This window comes from Microbacterium hydrocarbonoxydans (assembly GCF_000956475.1).
Lineage (GTDB): Bacteria > Actinomycetota > Actinomycetes > Actinomycetales > Microbacteriaceae > Microbacterium > Microbacterium hydrocarbonoxydans_A.
In genome coordinates this window covers 487,166-502,112 of the sequence record NZ_JYJB01000008.1, presented here as the reverse complement: position 1 = coordinate 502,112, position 14,947 = coordinate 487,166, and the positions used below count along the sequence as shown (strand labels likewise).

At 67.5% G+C, this 14,947-nt stretch carries 16 protein-coding genes; 10 read left to right on the top strand and 6 right to left on the bottom strand.

The features are described from left to right. Positions 1-5 precede the first annotated feature (5 nt). From RS84_RS09065 to pknB, 5 genes are all read left to right on the top strand, one after another. A complete protein-coding gene (locus RS84_RS09065; RefSeq protein ID WP_045257430.1) occupies positions 6-1,304 on the top strand; it encodes a PP2C family protein-serine/threonine phosphatase in 1,299 nt (432 codons plus the stop codon). After that, positions 1,301-2,686 carry an FtsW/RodA/SpoVE family cell cycle protein gene (locus RS84_RS09060; protein ID WP_045257429.1) on the top strand — a complete coding sequence of 462 codons (1,386 nt, stop codon included), beginning with the start codon at positions 1,301-1,303 and terminating at the stop codon, positions 2,684-2,686. The genes RS84_RS09065 and RS84_RS09060 overlap by 4 nt, the downstream gene beginning before the upstream one ends. 70 nt (positions 2,687-2,756) lie before the next feature. Then, positions 2,757-4,211, top strand: a complete 1,455-nt coding sequence (locus RS84_RS09055; RefSeq protein ID WP_045257428.1) for a peptidoglycan D,D-transpeptidase FtsI family protein — start codon at positions 2,757-2,759, stop codon at positions 4,209-4,211. Beyond that, a complete protein-coding gene (locus tag RS84_RS09050; protein WP_045257427.1) occupies positions 4,208-5,938 on the top strand; it encodes a protein kinase domain-containing protein in 1,731 nt (576 codons plus the stop codon). Before RS84_RS09055 ends, RS84_RS09050 begins: the two co-directional genes overlap by 4 nt. A 57-nt stretch (positions 5,939-5,995) precedes the next feature. Then, positions 5,996-7,687 (top strand): Stk1 family PASTA domain-containing Ser/Thr kinase, encoded by a 1,692-nt coding sequence (pknB, locus tag RS84_RS09045; protein WP_045257426.1) that lies wholly within the window; start codon positions 5,996-5,998, stop codon positions 7,685-7,687. 149 nt (positions 7,688-7,836) lie between these two features. Here the strand turns inward: pknB and RS84_RS09040 are convergent, their stop codons facing one another. From RS84_RS09040 to RS84_RS09030, 3 genes are read right to left on the bottom strand one after another with little or no spacing between them, the layout of a single operon-like run. Next, on the bottom strand, positions 7,837-8,472 hold the full coding sequence (locus RS84_RS09040) for an anthranilate synthase component II (protein ID WP_045257425.1): 636 nt from the start codon (positions 8,470-8,472) through the stop codon (positions 7,837-7,839). Continuing rightward, positions 8,469-8,624: a hypothetical protein gene (locus RS84_RS19320; protein ID WP_045257424.1), complete on the bottom strand. Its 156-nt coding sequence runs from the start codon at positions 8,622-8,624 to the stop codon at positions 8,469-8,471. Before RS84_RS19320 ends, RS84_RS09040 begins: the two co-directional genes overlap by 4 nt. 14 nt (positions 8,625-8,638) lie before the next feature. Further along, the gene (locus tag RS84_RS09030; RefSeq protein WP_045257423.1) at positions 8,639-9,433 is read right to left on the bottom strand and encodes a class E sortase; all 795 of its coding nucleotides are present in this window, start codon (positions 9,431-9,433) and stop codon (positions 8,639-8,641) included. Positions 9,434-9,527: 94 nt separating this feature from the next. Here RS84_RS09030 and RS84_RS09025 point away from each other — a divergent pair, with 94 nt between their 5' ends. Further along, positions 9,528-9,767 (top strand): cell division protein CrgA, encoded by a 240-nt coding sequence (locus RS84_RS09025; RefSeq protein ID WP_045257422.1) that lies wholly within the window; start codon positions 9,528-9,530, stop codon positions 9,765-9,767. A 324-nt stretch (positions 9,768-10,091) separates the two neighbouring features. Here the strand turns inward: RS84_RS09025 and RS84_RS09020 are convergent, their stop codons facing one another. After that, positions 10,092-10,967, bottom strand: coding sequence for a rhomboid family intramembrane serine protease (locus RS84_RS09020; protein WP_045257421.1), 876 nt, complete (start codon positions 10,965-10,967; stop codon positions 10,092-10,094). Between the two features lie 20 nt (positions 10,968-10,987). Then, positions 10,988-11,545, bottom strand: coding sequence for a peptidylprolyl isomerase (locus RS84_RS09015; protein ID WP_045257526.1), 558 nt, complete (start codon positions 11,543-11,545; stop codon positions 10,988-10,990). A gap of 146 nt (positions 11,546-11,691) precedes the next feature. Here RS84_RS09015 and RS84_RS09010 point away from each other — a divergent pair, with 146 nt between their 5' ends. Both RS84_RS09010 and RS84_RS09005 read left to right on the top strand, forming a co-directional pair. Continuing rightward, a complete protein-coding gene (locus RS84_RS09010; protein WP_045257420.1) occupies positions 11,692-12,189 on the top strand; it encodes a hypothetical protein in 498 nt (165 codons plus the stop codon). Beyond that, on the top strand, positions 12,186-12,668 hold the full coding sequence (locus RS84_RS09005) for an aminoacyl-tRNA deacylase (protein WP_235281435.1): 483 nt from the start codon (positions 12,186-12,188) through the stop codon (positions 12,666-12,668). Before RS84_RS09010 ends, RS84_RS09005 begins: the two co-directional genes overlap by 4 nt. Here the strand turns inward: RS84_RS09005 and RS84_RS09000 are convergent. Further along, complete coding sequence (locus tag RS84_RS09000; RefSeq protein WP_045257419.1) at positions 12,665-13,087, bottom strand: NUDIX hydrolase; 423 nt, start codon at positions 13,085-13,087, stop codon at positions 12,665-12,667. The two genes, RS84_RS09005 and RS84_RS09000, sit on opposite strands and share 4 nt — an antisense overlap. 147 nt (positions 13,088-13,234) lie before the next feature. Between RS84_RS09000 and RS84_RS08995 the strand changes: the two genes are divergently transcribed. Next, positions 13,235-13,681: a hypothetical protein gene (locus RS84_RS08995; protein ID WP_045257418.1), complete on the top strand. Its 447-nt coding sequence runs from the start codon at positions 13,235-13,237 to the stop codon at positions 13,679-13,681. A 191-nt stretch (positions 13,682-13,872) separates the two neighbouring features. Then, a complete protein-coding gene (locus RS84_RS08990; protein ID WP_045257417.1) occupies positions 13,873-14,946 on the top strand; it encodes a 3-deoxy-7-phosphoheptulonate synthase in 1,074 nt (357 codons plus the stop codon). Position 14,947: the final 1 nt, after the last annotated feature.

The following is a 14,947-nucleotide window of genomic DNA, read 5'->3' as shown; positions in this document are numbered from 1 at the left end:
GACACATGGTCTTCGAAGGCTCGAGCGTCGCGATCTCCCACACCGGGAAGGTCCGCTCCAACAACCAGGACTCCGGATACTCCGGAGCGAACCTGTTCGTCGTCGCCGACGGCATGGGCGGCCACGCGGGCGGCGACGTCGCCTCGAGCATCGCGATCCACCGCATGGAGCCGCTCGACCAGGTCTACGCGTCGACCGACGATGCGCAGGCATCTCTCCAGGCCGCCGCGACCACGGCCGCAGGCGATCTGATCCGCGCGGCCAAGGAGCGGCCCGAGCTCGCTGGTCTCGGCACCACCCTCAGCGCGATCATCATGGTCGACGACTACGCCGTCATCGGCCACATCGGCGACTCCCGCATCTATCTCTACCGCGACGACGCGCTGACCCAGATCACGGCCGACCACACCTTCGTGCAGCGGCTGGTCGACTCCGGCCGCATCACGCCGGAAGAGGCCCGCTACCACCCTCGGCGCTCGGTGCTGATGCGCGTGCTCAGCGATATGGACGCCGACCCCGAGCTCGACATGTTCGTCATGCACACCCAGCCGGGCGACCGCTGGCTGCTGTGCTCCGACGGACTCTCGGGCGTCGTCGACGAAGCGCACATCCTCAAGGCGATGCGCATGGGCGCGGCCCCCGGGCGCACGGCCGACAACCTGCTCAAGCAGGCGCTCGACGGCGGAGCCCCCGACAACGTCACGATCGTGCTGGTCGATGTGGGTGGTCAGCACGCGATCTCCTCGGGCACCCCCACGATCGTGGGGTCGGCGTCGAACCCCGCCAACATCACGATCCCGGCCGCCCGCTCCACGCTGAGCAACTGGCTGCACCCCGTGCGCCAGGCCGCGAACGAGCCCAGCCACTTCGAGCCGGCCCCCGAGTACCTCGAGGAGCTCATCGAGGAAGACCGCCGTCGCGCGAAGCGCCGCCGCCTGGGCTGGATCGCGGGGATGCTGGTGGTGCTGGCGATGCTCGGCGTCGCCGCATTCGCCGCATACAGCTGGACGCAGACTCGCTATTTCATCGGAGCGGATGACGACAGCGTCGTGATCTTCCAGGGCGTGCAGCAGAACATCGGGCCCATCACGCTCTCGACGCCGCTGCGCGACACCGACATCCTGCTCGCCGACCTCCCCGAGTATCAGCGGCTGTCAGTCGAGCGCACGATCACGGCGCGCTCGCTGTCGGATGCCGAGGCGATCGTCGCGCGACTGCAGGCGGGCGCCGACGCGATCACCTCGCAGCAGACGCAGACTCCGCTGCCGACGCCCGTGCCGACGCCGACGGAGGGTGCAGGATGAGCACCGATGTCGCCGCCGACACCAGCGTCATCAAGGCTCTGCGCAGCATCCGCATGCCGCAGACGCAACGCAACCGCGAGTTCGGCCTGCTGCTGTTCGCCACGGTCATCAGCGGCGGCGCGCTGACCCTGGTGCAGCTGGGAGCCCTCGGCGCGATCGATCCGATGATCCTCGCGATCGGCGGCGGGCTCGCCGCCCTCGCCTTCGCTCTGCACATCGTGCTGCGCGTCGTCGCCCGCGGCGCCGACCCCTTCGTGCTGCCGATCGCGACCCTGCTCACCGGTCTCGGCATCGCGATGATCTACCGCATCGACATCGCGAAGTCGTACACGGGCTGGACCGCGTACTCGACAAAGCAGCTCGCGTGGACGGCGATCTCTCTCGCCGGCGCCATCGCCACCGTCATCCTGCTGCGGAACTACCGCGTGCTGTTCCGCTACACCTACATCTTCGGCCTCACCGGCATCGTGCTCCTGCTCCTGCCGCTGGTGCCAGGGCTGCGCGTCGACGACGCCAACGCGGCCGTCTGGGTGTCTCTCGGAGGATTCATCTCGTTCCAGCCGGGTGAGATCGCGAAGCTGTGCCTCGCCATCTTCTTCGCCGGCTACCTCGTGCGCACCCGCGAGAGCCTCGCCTCGGTCGGAACGCGCTTCCTCGGCATCACCTGGCCGCGCATGCGCGAACTCGGCCCTGTGCTCGTCGTCTGGGTCATCTCGCTCGCCATCATCGTGTTCCAGCGCGACCTGGGCACGGGAACCCTGATCTTCGGCATGTTCGTCGCGATGCTCTACGTGGCCACAGGCAAGACGAGCTGGGTGCTCATCGGCCTCGGGCTCGTCCTGGCCGGCGCCGTCGTGGCCACCCAGGTGCTCAGCTACGTGCACGGACGCTTCATCAACTGGCTCTTCCTGTTCGACCCGAAGCAGGTCGACCCGGAGGGCGCCGGCTACCAGCCCATGCAGGGCCTGTTCGGGCTCGCGCACGGCGGGCTCGTCGGCACCGGCTGGGGCCAGGGGCGCCCCGCCGTCACTCCGCTCGCGCAGAGCGACTACATCATCACCAGCCTCGGCGAGGAGATCGGCCTGATCGGGCTGTTCGCGATCCTCTGCCTGTACATGGTGTTCGTGAGCCGCGGCATCCGCATCGGGCTCGCCGGTCAGGACGACTTCGGCAAGCTGCTCGCCACCGGGCTGTCGTTCACGATCGCGCTGCAGGTGTTCATCATGGTCGGCGGAGTGACTCGGGTCATCCCCCTCACGGGTCTCACCACGCCGTTCCTGGCCGCGGGCGGGTCGTCGCTGGTCGCGAACTGGCTCATCGTCGCGCTGCTGCTGCGGATATCGGATGCTGTGCGCTCCCAGCCGAGGATGGTGATCGGATGACCAACTCTTCGACTCGTCGCTTCGCTCCTCGCTCAGTGACCGGCTTGCACTCCGCCCCAGGGGGCGTCGCATGACAAAAGAGCTGCGCCGCCTCAGCATCGTGATGCTGTTCATGTTCCTGTCCCTGTTCGCGGCGGCGAGCTGGATCCAGGTCGTCGACGCCGATGCGCTCGGTCAGAACAGCAACAACAAGCGCACGCGCCTGGACAGCTACGAGATCCAGCGCGGATCGATCATCGTCGACGGGGTCGCGATCGCGTCATCCGTGCCGACGAGCGACATGTACCAGTTCCAGCGCGCCTACACGGATGCTGCGATGTGGGAGCCGGTGACCGGCTACTTCAATCCGGCGCTGCAGTCGGCGACGGGCATCGAGAAGGCGCTGAACGCCGACCTCTCCGGCACCGGTTCGAGCGCGTTCTTCTCGGAGATCGAGCGGATCGTCTCGGGGCAGCCGCAGACAGGTCTCAGCGTGGAGCTCTCGCTGAACACGGCCGCGCAGCGCGCGGCCTATGAGGCGCTGCAGGGCCTGCAGGGCGCCGTGGTCGCGATCGAGCCCAAGACCGGGCGCATCCTCGCGATGGTGTCCACTCCGGGCTTCGACACGAACCTCCTCGCCACTCACGACTCCGACGCCGCGAACGCGGCCTACGACCAGCTCGACGCCGATCCCGCGAACCCGCTGTACAACCGGGCGATCGCCGGCGACCTGAACCCGCCCGGCTCGACCTTCAAGATCCTCGTCGCGGCGGCGGCCTTCGCCACCGGCGAGTGGACGCCCGACTCGACGCTGCCGAACCCGGCGCGCTACCAGCTGCCGCAGTCGAACAACACGGTCTCGAACGCGTGGGGCGGAACGTGCGGAGCCGGAGACACCGTCACGATCGCCGAGGCGATCCGCCTGAGCTGCAACATCCCGATGGCGGAGCTCGCCGTGCAGCTCGGAGACGACACCATCCGCGAGATGGCGGAGAAGTTCGGCTTCAACAAGAGCTTCGACACGCCGGTGGCGTCGACAGCATCCAGCTATCCTCGGGCGCTCGATGACGCGCAGACCGCGCTCACCGGATTCGGTCAGGGCAAGGTCACCGCGACGCCGCTGCAGATCGCCATGGTCGCAGCGGGATTGGCGAACGACGGGGTGGTGATGAATCCGCACATGGTGGATGCTGTCATCGGCAACGACCTCTCGGTCGTGCGCTCTTACGAGGGCACCGAGTTCGCCAGGGCGACCGACAAGGAGGTCGCCGACGCCGTGACCGCCGCGATGGTCGCCAGCGTCAATACCGGAGCAGCGCAGGGTGCAAGAATAGACGGGGTCGACGTGGCCGGGAAGACCGGAACCGCGGAGAACGGAAGCAATCCGTACACGTTGTGGTTCACCGGCTTCGCGCCGGCGGACGATCCCGCGGTGGCGGTAGCAGTCGTCGTCGAGAACGGCGGCGGTAAAGGGCAGTCCGGATCCGGCGACACCATCGCCGCTCCGATTGCGAAGAAGGTCATAGAGGCGGTGCTGGGCAGATGAGACCGACGCAGGGTGTGTCGTTCGGTGGTCGCTACGAGCTGCAGTCGCGTATTGCGATCGGCGGCATGGGCGAGGTGTGGGAGGCGACGGATCACGTCATCGGACGCACCGTCGCCATCAAGATCCTCAAAGACGAGTACATGGGGGACCCCGGGTTCCTCGAGCGGTTCCGCGCCGAAGCGCGGCACGCGGCACTCGTCAACCACGAGGGCATCGCGAGCGTGTTCGACTACGGCGAGGAGAACGGCAGCGCCTTCCTCGTCATGGAGCTCGTGCCCGGCGAGGCCCTGTCGACCATCCTCGAGCGCGACGGTGCGCTGAGCGCCGACAAGACGCTCGACATCGTCGCCCAGACGGCATCCGCTCTGCAGGCCGCACACGCCGCCGGCCTCGTGCACCGCGACATCAAGCCCGGCAACCTGCTGATCACGCCGGACGGGCGCGTCAAGATCACCGATTTCGGCATCGCCCGGATCGCCGACCAGGTGCCCCTCACCGCGACCGGCCAGGTCATGGGAACCGTGCAGTACCTGTCGCCCGAGCAGGCGTCGGGCCACCCTGCGTCACCTGCCACCGACACGTACTCGCTGGGCATCGTCGCCTACGAATGCCTCGCCGGCAAGCGCCCGTTCACGGGAGAGTCGCAGGTCGCGATCGCGATGGCGCAGATCAACGAGCAGCCCCCGCCGCTGCCGCCGACCGTGCCGATCCCCGTGCAGAACCTCGTGATGGCGATGATCGCCAAGAAGCCCGGTGATCGCCCCTCGTCGTCGGCGACCGTCGCGCGCGCCGCGCAGGCGCTGCGCCGAGGCGACCTGAACTCGGCGGCCATCGCTGTGCCCGCGATCGCCACCGGCGGCGCAGTCGACGACGCGACGCGGATGCTGTCCGCCTCCGATGACGGCGGAGCGACGCGCATCCTTCCGACGACCGCCAGCCTTCCTGTGGACGGTGAGGTCGAGGAGCCCGAGAAGAAGAAGCGCAGCCCGTGGACGTGGCCTCTGGTCGCGCTCATCGCGCTTCTCGTGATCGTGCTGGGCGGCACGTTGTGGGCGCTGTTCGGTCAGAACCCGGGCGGCGACGCCGACCCGACGGAGTCTTCGACGACCTCGCAGACGCCGAAGAACACCCCGACCCCGAAGCCCACGCAGACCCAGACCGAGGCGCCGCCGATCAACGTCGGAGATCTCGGACTCATCGGCCTCAACTGCGAAGAGGCGATCGGCATCGCCACCGAGGCAGGGCTCGTCCCGGCCTGCGAGGACGGCTCTCCTGCTGCCAGCGCCGATCAGGTCGGCACTGTCGAGCGGGTGAGCCCAGAAGGTCAGCTCAAGAAGGGCACGCCGATCACGCTGTACCGCTTCACCGATCAGATCCCGATCGGCGCACCGGCGAACGCGCCGACCTTCTCTGCCGCGACGACGATCGTCGAGGGCGGCCAGGCGACCGTCAACTGGACGAACTTCACCTGCCCCTCGGGCACCCCCAACCTGACCGCCTACGAGGTGACGCTCACGAACGGCACCTTCGCCAACGGATCTCCGGTGAGCAGCTTCGACGCGAACACCCGCACCTCGACCTTCACGGTCGACGCGGGCAAGGCGGGTCAGGTCGTGACCGCGACGTACCGTGCGTTCTGCGGCGACCGTCCGTCGGACATCTCCCTTCAGGGGCAGTCCTCGCCGATCCTTCCGGCCGTCGATGGCGGCGCTGATACAGGGAACTAGAAGCGGCACGTCGTAGGCTGATCGAAGCGTCGTCAGGTTTTCCAGGGGGTTTAGTCCGTGTCCACAGAGCCACGTGTTCTCGCGGGTCGATACCGCGTCGACGAGCTCATCGGTCACGGAGGCATGGCCAAGGTGTACCGCGGGTACGACCTGACCCTCGGGCGCGCCGTGGCGATCAAGATCCTCGATCCCGAGCTCGCTCGCGACACCGCGTTCCGCACCCGGTTCCGCCTCGAGGCGCAGTCGGCCTCGCGCATGTCGCATCCGTCGATCGTCCGCGTCTTCGACGCCGGTGACGAGGCAGACGCCCCCGGCTCAGGGACCGTCACTCCGTACATCGTCATGGAGCTCATCCACGGAACGCTCCTGAAGGACATCATCTCGTCAGGCCCCGTGCCGGTCGACGACGCCGTCCGATACGTCGATGGCATCCTCGAGGCTCTCGACTACTCGCACCGCGCGGGAGTCGTGCACCGCGACATCAAGCCCGGCAACGTCATGGTGACCGAAAAGGGCCAGGTCAAGGTCATGGACTTCGGCATCGCCCGTGCCGTGTCCGACTCCTCGTCCACGGTCGCCGAGACCACGCAGATCATCGGCACCGCCGCGTATTTCTCACCCGAGCAGGCCAAGGGCGAGCCCGTCGACGCGCGCGCCGACCTCTACTCGACCGGCGTCGTGCTCTACGAGCTGCTCACAGGACGCCAGCCGTTCCGCGGCGAGTCACCGGTCGCGGTCGCCTACCAGCACGTCAGCGAGACGCCGCTCCCGCCGAGCGAGGTGAACGAGGACTCACCAGGAGCCCTCGACCCGATCGTGCTGCGCGCGCTCGCGAAGGATCCGTATCAGCGCTACCCGGATGCCGCGCACTTCCGCGCGGCTCTGGATGCTGCCGTCGAGGGCCGGGCGCCGAGCCGCAAGGAGATCGGCGCGCTCACGAGCGAGCTGTACGGCCCGAGCCCCAAGCAGGCACAGGAGACGGCACGATCGCTGCGACAGCTGTCGGCCGATACGACGATGACCCGCACGCAGTCCGGTCCGCCGGTCGCGTGGATCTGGGCCGGCGTCGCACTGCTGGCGGTGCTGCTGACCTCTGTGCTCTTCTGGGTCGTCTCGATCAGCACCCCCGACACCCCGTCGGACGCCCGTGTCGTGCCGAACGTCGTCGACATGTCGTCGGAGCGCGCACAGAACGCGCTGGGCGAGCTCGATCTCACGGCCAAGCTCGTACTCGAGTCGAGTTCGGAGATCGCCGAGGGCAATGTGATCCGCACGGATCCCAAGGCGGGCGTCGCCGTCGCCGAGGGAGACGAGATCACGGTGTACGTGTCGTCTGGCAAGGAGACGGTCGTGGTGCCGACGCTGGTCGGGCTGTCTCTCGCTCAGGCGAAGGATGCTCTGGGGGCCGCTGGTTTGCAGCTCGGAACCGTGATCCAGCGCAACGACAAGAGCCTGCAGGCAGACACGGTCATGGAGGCCAGCGAGAAGGCGGATGCCGAGGTCGCCCCCGACACGGTCATCAACCTGGTGGTCGCCAGCGGGCGGGTCACCCTCACCGACCTCACCGGCTGGACGGTGGATGCCGCGACGCGGCAGCTCGAGCAGATCGGCCTCGCCGCTCAGCCCACCGAGCTCACCGACTGCCCCGCGACCGATCCCGCGACGGTGGTCTCGATGTCGGCGGCACCGGGCGATGTCGCGATCGGCTCGACCGTCGAGCTGCGGTTCTGCGCGGCTCCCGCCCAGTAGTTCCGCCCCGCTCCCACTCGCGGTCTTTCACCGAGCGTCACCCCGGTCGTTGAGCGCGGCACCCCCGGTCGTTGAGCGCGCGGGACCCCCGGTCGTTGAGCGAGCGAAGCGAGACGAAACGCAATCCCGGTCCGGGCGCCCCCGGCGGTTCAGCCGCGGGTGAGCGGATGCAGCGACTCGGCTCGGGAGACGGCATCCGCATCTCCGACCGACGCGAGCCAGTTCGCGAGCAGCCGATAGCCGCCCTCGGTCAGCACGCTCTCGGGGTGGAACTGCACCCCCAGAAGAGGGAGCTCGACGTGGGCGATGGCCATGACGGTGCCGGTGTCCGTACGAGCGGTGACGTGGAGCTCCGCGGGAAGAGCGGATGCCGGTACGGCCAGCGAATGGTACCTGCCGACGTCGAACGGCGAGGGGATGCCGGCGAACAGCGCCGATCCGTCGTGCTCCACGGCCGACACCATGCCGTGCATGAGCTCGGGCGCCTCCGACACCGGGGCTCCCAGCGCCTCGGCGATGCACTGATGCCCAAGGCACACGCCGAGCAGCGGCATCCGCTTCTCGACCGCGAGACGCACCGCATCGAGCGACGCGCCGGCGTCGGCGGGAGCGCCGGGTCCGGGGGAGAGCATGACCGCGTCGAACGCGGGGAAGAGGCCTTCGAGTTCTGCGGCGTCGATGGCATCGGCCTCGATCATCGACACATCGGCGCCGAGCTCACGCAGGTAGCCGACCAGGGTGTGCACGAAGCTGTCGTGATTGTCCACGACGAGCACTCGCGTCATTCGACGTCGACCTCGCCCGGCGTGATGAAGGGGCTCACCCAGGGGAACACGTACCAGAACAGCGCGTAGAGCACGGCGGCGATGAGCACGAGCAGGATGAACAGCTTCAGCCACCAGGGGCCGGGCAGCAGGCGCCAGAGTGCGGCGTACATGATTCCTCTCGTTCCTATACCGACGGGGCCGCCGGGGGAGGCGGTGGATCGGTCAGCGCCTTGGGCGGGCCCTCGGCGCGCGGCTGGAAGCTCTCGTAGATGCCGTACGCCACGATGCGCTCGGCCAGTGAGTACAGGGGGGAGCATGCGGTCAGCGTGATGTATCGCTCGCCGGTCTCGACGCCAGGCATCTGCGGGACATCGAGCAGCACCTCGGTCTGGTTCGGCTTGACGTACTCGAGCGTGCGGAAACGGTAGGTGAACCAGCCGTCCGGAGTCTCCACGACGATCGCGTCGCCCACCTGCAGCTTGTCGAGCTGGTTGAAGGGCTTGCCCCAGGTGGTGCGGTGACCGGCCATCGCGAAGTTGCCGACCTCGCCCGGCATCTTGGAGTCGGTGTAGACGCCGATTCCCTTGTGGTCGAGCGTGCCGGCGCGCGTGGTTCCACCGAAGATCCCGTAGTTGTAGTCGGCTCCGAAACGCGGGATGTGCATCTGCGCGAGCCACTGGCCGTCTGCAGGCGCAGCGGGAATCACCGGCTCGTAGACGATCGTGCCGTCGTCCGTCTTCTCGAAAGGAGGAGGCTCGGGGGCAGGTGTGGACGCGAGTTGCTGGGAGATCGCCGCGCCCTCGTCATTCTTCTGGGCGAGGATGATGATGTCGCCGATCCACATCTGCCAGGCGACGAAGAGCAGCACGATCACGCCCGCGGTCAGCAGCAGTTCTCCGAGAACGCTGGTGACGGTGGCGCGCGAACGGGGACGGCGGTTGCGCCTGCGTCGCTCCCCCGAGACGACGGATGCACTCATGGCGCCGATCCTATCCGGCATTGCTGTGCACGCGCCTCGGATCCGGGCTGAGACCGGATGTGGAGGCCGACACACTCATGGGTAGAATGTCGGCATGGCACGAGACCGCAAGATCGACGAACCCGAAGTGACGCGCGCCGAAGGCGACGCCGCGCCCAACGCGGTGTGGTTCAAGCCCGTGATGGTCGGCTTCATGCTGCTGGGCCTCGCCTGGATCCTGGTGTTCTACATCTCCGGCATGGCGTTTCCGATTCCGGGCCTCGGCAACTGGAACCTCGCCATCGGCCTCGGGATCGCGCTGATCGGCTTCCTCATGACCACCCGCTGGCGCTGACCAGCATCCGCTTCGAAAGGCCCCTCGCTTCGCGAGGGGCCTTCTTCGTTTCGTGGTCTCCCCACGCCTCGAGCGAGCGGAGCGATGCGACCCACCGCCCGTGCATCGAACGAAGCGCTGCGTGAGGGCGCAGGGATGTTCCCGGCGCGAGCATCGGGAGGGGCCCGCGAAGCGGGAGGGTCCCCGCTCTGCGAGCGAAGGGAACATCCCGGAGCCCGCCCCACCAGAAACTTCCGAGAGAGTTATCCACAGATCTCTCCACAACTGGGGAGAATTACACCGGTGTTATTCACAGGGGTTAACAACCCTGTTAACAACTCTCGATCAGGCGTTAAGAACGAGCGGCCCAGCGACGAGTGCCGCAACAATCAACAGGATGGTGATAACTGAGAGCCAGACGATCTGGATAGTCCGCTGCTCGCGGCGGCGCGTACGCGTGTACAGGAAGGCGACGAGCGCGCCGATCGCAAGCCCTCCGACGTGCGCCTGCCATGCGATGCCGGAGACGAAGAACCCGTAGACGAGGTTGATTCCGAGGATCACGAGGATGCCGGTCACGTTCGCTCCGATGTGGCGCCCGATGATGAGGAGGGCAGCCATCAGACCGAAGATCGCTCCGGATGCGCCGACTGTCGAAGTGCCCGGTGCGATCAGAGCGACTCCGACCGACCCACCCAGCCCGCTGATCAGATACAGCGCCAGGTAGCGGGCACGGCCGAGCATAGGCTCGAGCGTCTGGCCGAGCATCCACAGGCCGAGCATGTTGAGAGCGAGATGGATGAAACCGCCGTGCACGAAGACAGCGGTGAGTAGACGCCACGGCTCGAACAGTCGCGGATCGAGGAAGAAGGAGTTGAACAACAGGGCGTTCGTGATCACCCCGCCCGCGCCCGGGATCATCTGAAGCAGCCCGATGAAGGAGGTGACGGCCAGCAGCACATACGTGACGACAGGCCTGCCGCTGCGGACGATCGCCGCAGAGCCGCCACCGCGCCAGCGGCGGGCGGCCTTCTTCTGGGCCGGCGTGCGGTTCTGGCGCTCGGCCTTCATGCACTCGGGGCAGATGACTCCGACCGCAGCCTGAGTCTGGCACTCAGGGCAGATGGTGCGCATGCACCGCTGGCAGAGCGCGAAGCTCTGCCGATCCGGATGCCGATAGCAGAAGTTGTCGCGATTGCTCGTGAACTCAGAGCTCGTCATCCGGATCGGCTCGCTCGGCGTCAGGCCGCGACGATGTCGATCGACTGGAGGACGACCGGCTCGATCGGGCGGTCGCCTGCGGCGGTCGGCACAGCGGCGATCGCGTCGACGACGGCCTTGGACGCGTCGTCGGCGACCTCGCCAAAGATCGTGTGCTTGCCCTGCAGCCACGGCGTCGGGTCGGTGGTGATGAAGAACTGCGAGCCGTTGGTGCCCTCGACCTTGCCCGTGATGGCGTTACGGCGAAGACCCGCGTTGGCCATCGCGAGGATGTAGGGCTCGTTGAAGTCGAGCTCGGGGTGGATCTCGTCGTCGAAGTTGTAGCCGGGTCCGCCCACGCCCTGACCGAGCGGGTCGCCGCCCTGGATCATGAAGTTCGGGATGATGCGGTGGAAGATGACGTCCTTGTAGAGAGGGCCGTCGCCCGGCTTGCCCGTGGCGGGATGGGTCCAGTCCTTGGTGCCGTCGGCGAGGCCGACGAAGTTGGCGACCGTCTTGGGGGCGTGGTCGCCGAAGAGGTTGATGACGATGTCACCGTGGTTGGTGTGCAGGGTTGCGACATGAGATGCGAGAACCATGCCCATATTCTCGCAGAGCTTTCGGTGAGTTCGCCCTGCTCATGGCACTGATCGTGCGTTCGCGCAAGGGGGCGGCGATTCCCTCCCCCCTTACAGCCAGGCGTGGCAAGATGGGGAACCCGTACTCCAATGGACAGGAGAGCATCGTGAGCCTCAGCCGCAAGCGGAAGAAGGAACTGCGTCGTCTTCAGGAAGAAGCGACTCAGCTCTGGGAGAACCAGCAGGTGCTCGTCGGCCACGCCGCCGATGTGGCCCGCGAGGCCGGTCGCCAGCTCGGTCACTTCAATCGGGAGCAGGTCGTTCCGGTCGTGCAGGACACGTACAACCGCAAGGTGGCCCCGGTCGTCGACCAGGGCGTGCGTTTCGGCAAGCACGTCGTCGACGACAAGGTCGTCCCGATCGTCGGCGGTGTCGTGGGCACCGCGCTGACCGCGTGGGACATCGCGAACGCCAAGCGCCAGGGAATCACGCCGCGTCCGCGCGTCGTCGTTCCGGAGAAGAAGGGCCCGGGTCTCGGCTCGGTCGTCGCCCTGATCCTCGGCGCAGCCGCGGCCGCCGGTGTGCTCTACGCCGCATGGCAGGCACTGCGAGCCGACGACGAGCTCTGGGTCGCAGACGACCCGCTGTCCGCTCCCGACGCGTGACAGACGACCCGCACTCCCGGGTGCGTGATGCTGCGGCCGCCCGCGGTCTCGATATCGAGATCCGCGAGCGGCCGAATGCTCGGAGCCTGTTCGAGGCCGCCGAGATCCTGGGCATCGACCCCTCGGGCATCGTGAAGACCCTCGTGGTCAAGCGGTCAGACGATACGTATCTGTTCGCCCTCGTCCCCGGGGGCCGATCCATCTCCTGGCCCAAGCTCCGCGCCATCGTCGGGGTGAACAAGCTGCGTCTGCCCGAGCCCGAGCTCGCCCTCGCTGCGACGGGCTATGAGCGGGGCACGATCGTGCCCATCGGGAGCACCACGGACTGGCCGGTGTACGCCGACGAGGCGATCGTGGGCCAGCGCATCGCGATGGGCGCCGGAGCCCACGGCTACAGCCTGTTCGTCGACGCCGACGATCTCATCGCCGCCTACGGCGCGACCGTGGCCGACATCTCGGTGCCTGAAGAACAGCGTTAGAAGAGTCCGGCCATCCGCAGGGCGATGTCGACGAGTTTCACACGCTGCAGTCCCGCGACCGCTTTGCGCGGAAACCACTGCGCCATGTCGGTGGATCCGTCCTGCTCGAAGCGCAGCTTGCCGCCGTTCACGGTCGCGCGGTAGACGATGCGAAGCGTGTGCAGGGGTGCGGCTGACTTCTGCACACGCTGACTCGCGGGGATCACCCGCGAGTGGATGCCGAGAAGCTCGCCGACCTTGACCGAATAGCCCGTCTCCTCGCGCAGCTCCCGGCGCACGGCGTCTTCGGGGGCCTCACCCGGCTCCAGCCCGCCGCCCGGCATGGTCCACGCCACCCGGCGACCTTCGATCCAGCGCGCCAGGAGGATGCGGTCGTCATCGTCGGTGACCACCGCATATGCTGCGACGCGCATGTCCATGGATCACACCATAGCCCCCGGGGCGATATACCGATTACGAGATGACAGGGGAGTGTCCAGACACGATGTCGTCCATCGATCAGGAATCGAGAAGCGGCGCCGTGTGCGCGTTCCTAGGCTGAGATCACCACACAGGAGGAGCACACCATGTCAGAGACCAAGAACTTCACCGCAGAGGAGCGCGAGGCCATGAAGGCCGCCGCGGCCGAGAAGAAGACCGCACGCTCGCGTGCCAAGAAGACTCCTGAGGAGATCCGTGCAGAGGGGGAGGCCGAGGTCCTCGCGAAGATCGCAGGATTCCCCGATGACGATCGGATGCTCGGCGAGAGGCTGTACGCGATGGTCGCCGAGGCCGCGGGTCACCTGGTTCCGAAGACGTACTACGGGATGCCGGCCTGGGCCAATGCCGCGGGCAAGGTGGTGTGCTTCTTCAAGCCGAAGTCGAAGTTCAAGGTGCGTTATTCGACTTTCGAGTTCGACACGGCCGCGAACCTCGATGAAGGCACCCTGTGGCCGACCGCCTACGCGATCACGGATGCCACGGACGCCGATCTGGCGTTCCTCGCCGATCGAGTGAAGCGCGCGGCATCGTGAGCTCCCGAATGAGGTAGGGTCATCTGCATGACCAAGTGGTATGCGTATTTCGAGTCGGCTCTGGAGGGGCCGTCGCGACACTGACGCGTACCGAACCTTCAGAGCCGACAAGCCAGAGCATTCGCTCTGGCTTTCGCCGTTTCGGCGGGCTCTGCACCGGGTCCGCCCCTTCACCGGACAGGAACCCGACCATGCACGACGCCACACTCGATGCGACCTCCGACCTGCACGTCGCGAGCTTCACCACGATCCCCTCGCCCGCGGACATCTCGGCCGAGCTGCCCGTCGGGGAGGAACGTGCGGCGCTCGTCTCCCGTACTCGCGAAGAGGTGCGCCGGATCATGTTCGGTGAGGACCACCGACTGCTCGTGGTGGTGGGCCCGTGCTCCATCCACGATCCCGAAGCCGGTCTCGAATACGCCGGACGGCTGGTGCGCGAAGCCGAGAAGCACCGCGACGACCTGCTGATCGTGATGCGCACGTACTTCGAGAAGCCGCGGACGACGGTCGGCTGGAAGGGCCTGATCAACGATCCGCACCTCGACGGAAGCCATGACATCGAGGCCGGGCTGCGGATGGCGCGCGCATTCCTGAGGGACGTGACCGCGCTCGGGATGCCGTGCGCCACCGAGTTCCTCGAGCCGATCAGCCCGCAGTACACCGCCGACCTCGTCAGCTGGGGCGCGATCGGGGCGCGCACCACCGAGAGCCAGATCCATCGTCAGCTGGCGAGCGGACTGTCGATGCCGATCGGGTTCAAGAACGGCACCGATGGCGGGCTGCAGGTGGCACTGGATGCTGCGGCCGCGGCATCCGCTCCACAGGCGTTCCTGGGCATCGGGGCAGACGGGCGGGCGAGCCTCGTGACGACCACCGGCAACCCCGACACCTCGGTGATCCTGCGCGGCGGCGCCGACGGACCCAACTACGGCGCCGAGCACGTGCGCCGGGCGTCGGAGCGGCTGTCTGCCGCCGGGCTCACGAGCCGACTGGTCGTGGACGCCAGTCACGGCAACAGCGGCAAGGATCATGTGCGCCAGTCGGCGGTCGCCGCCGAGATCGCGGACCAGGTCGCGCGCGGAGGCGAGGCGATCGCCGGCGTCATGCTCGAGAGCAACCTCGTCGCGGGGGCGCAGAAGCTGGATGTGGCAACGGGCCCCGCCGGCCTCGTGCGTGGTCAGAGCGTCACGGATGCCTGCATGGGCTGGGAGCCGACGGTGACGGCTCTCGCCCAGCTCGCCGATGGCGTGCGCCGGCGCCGCTGAT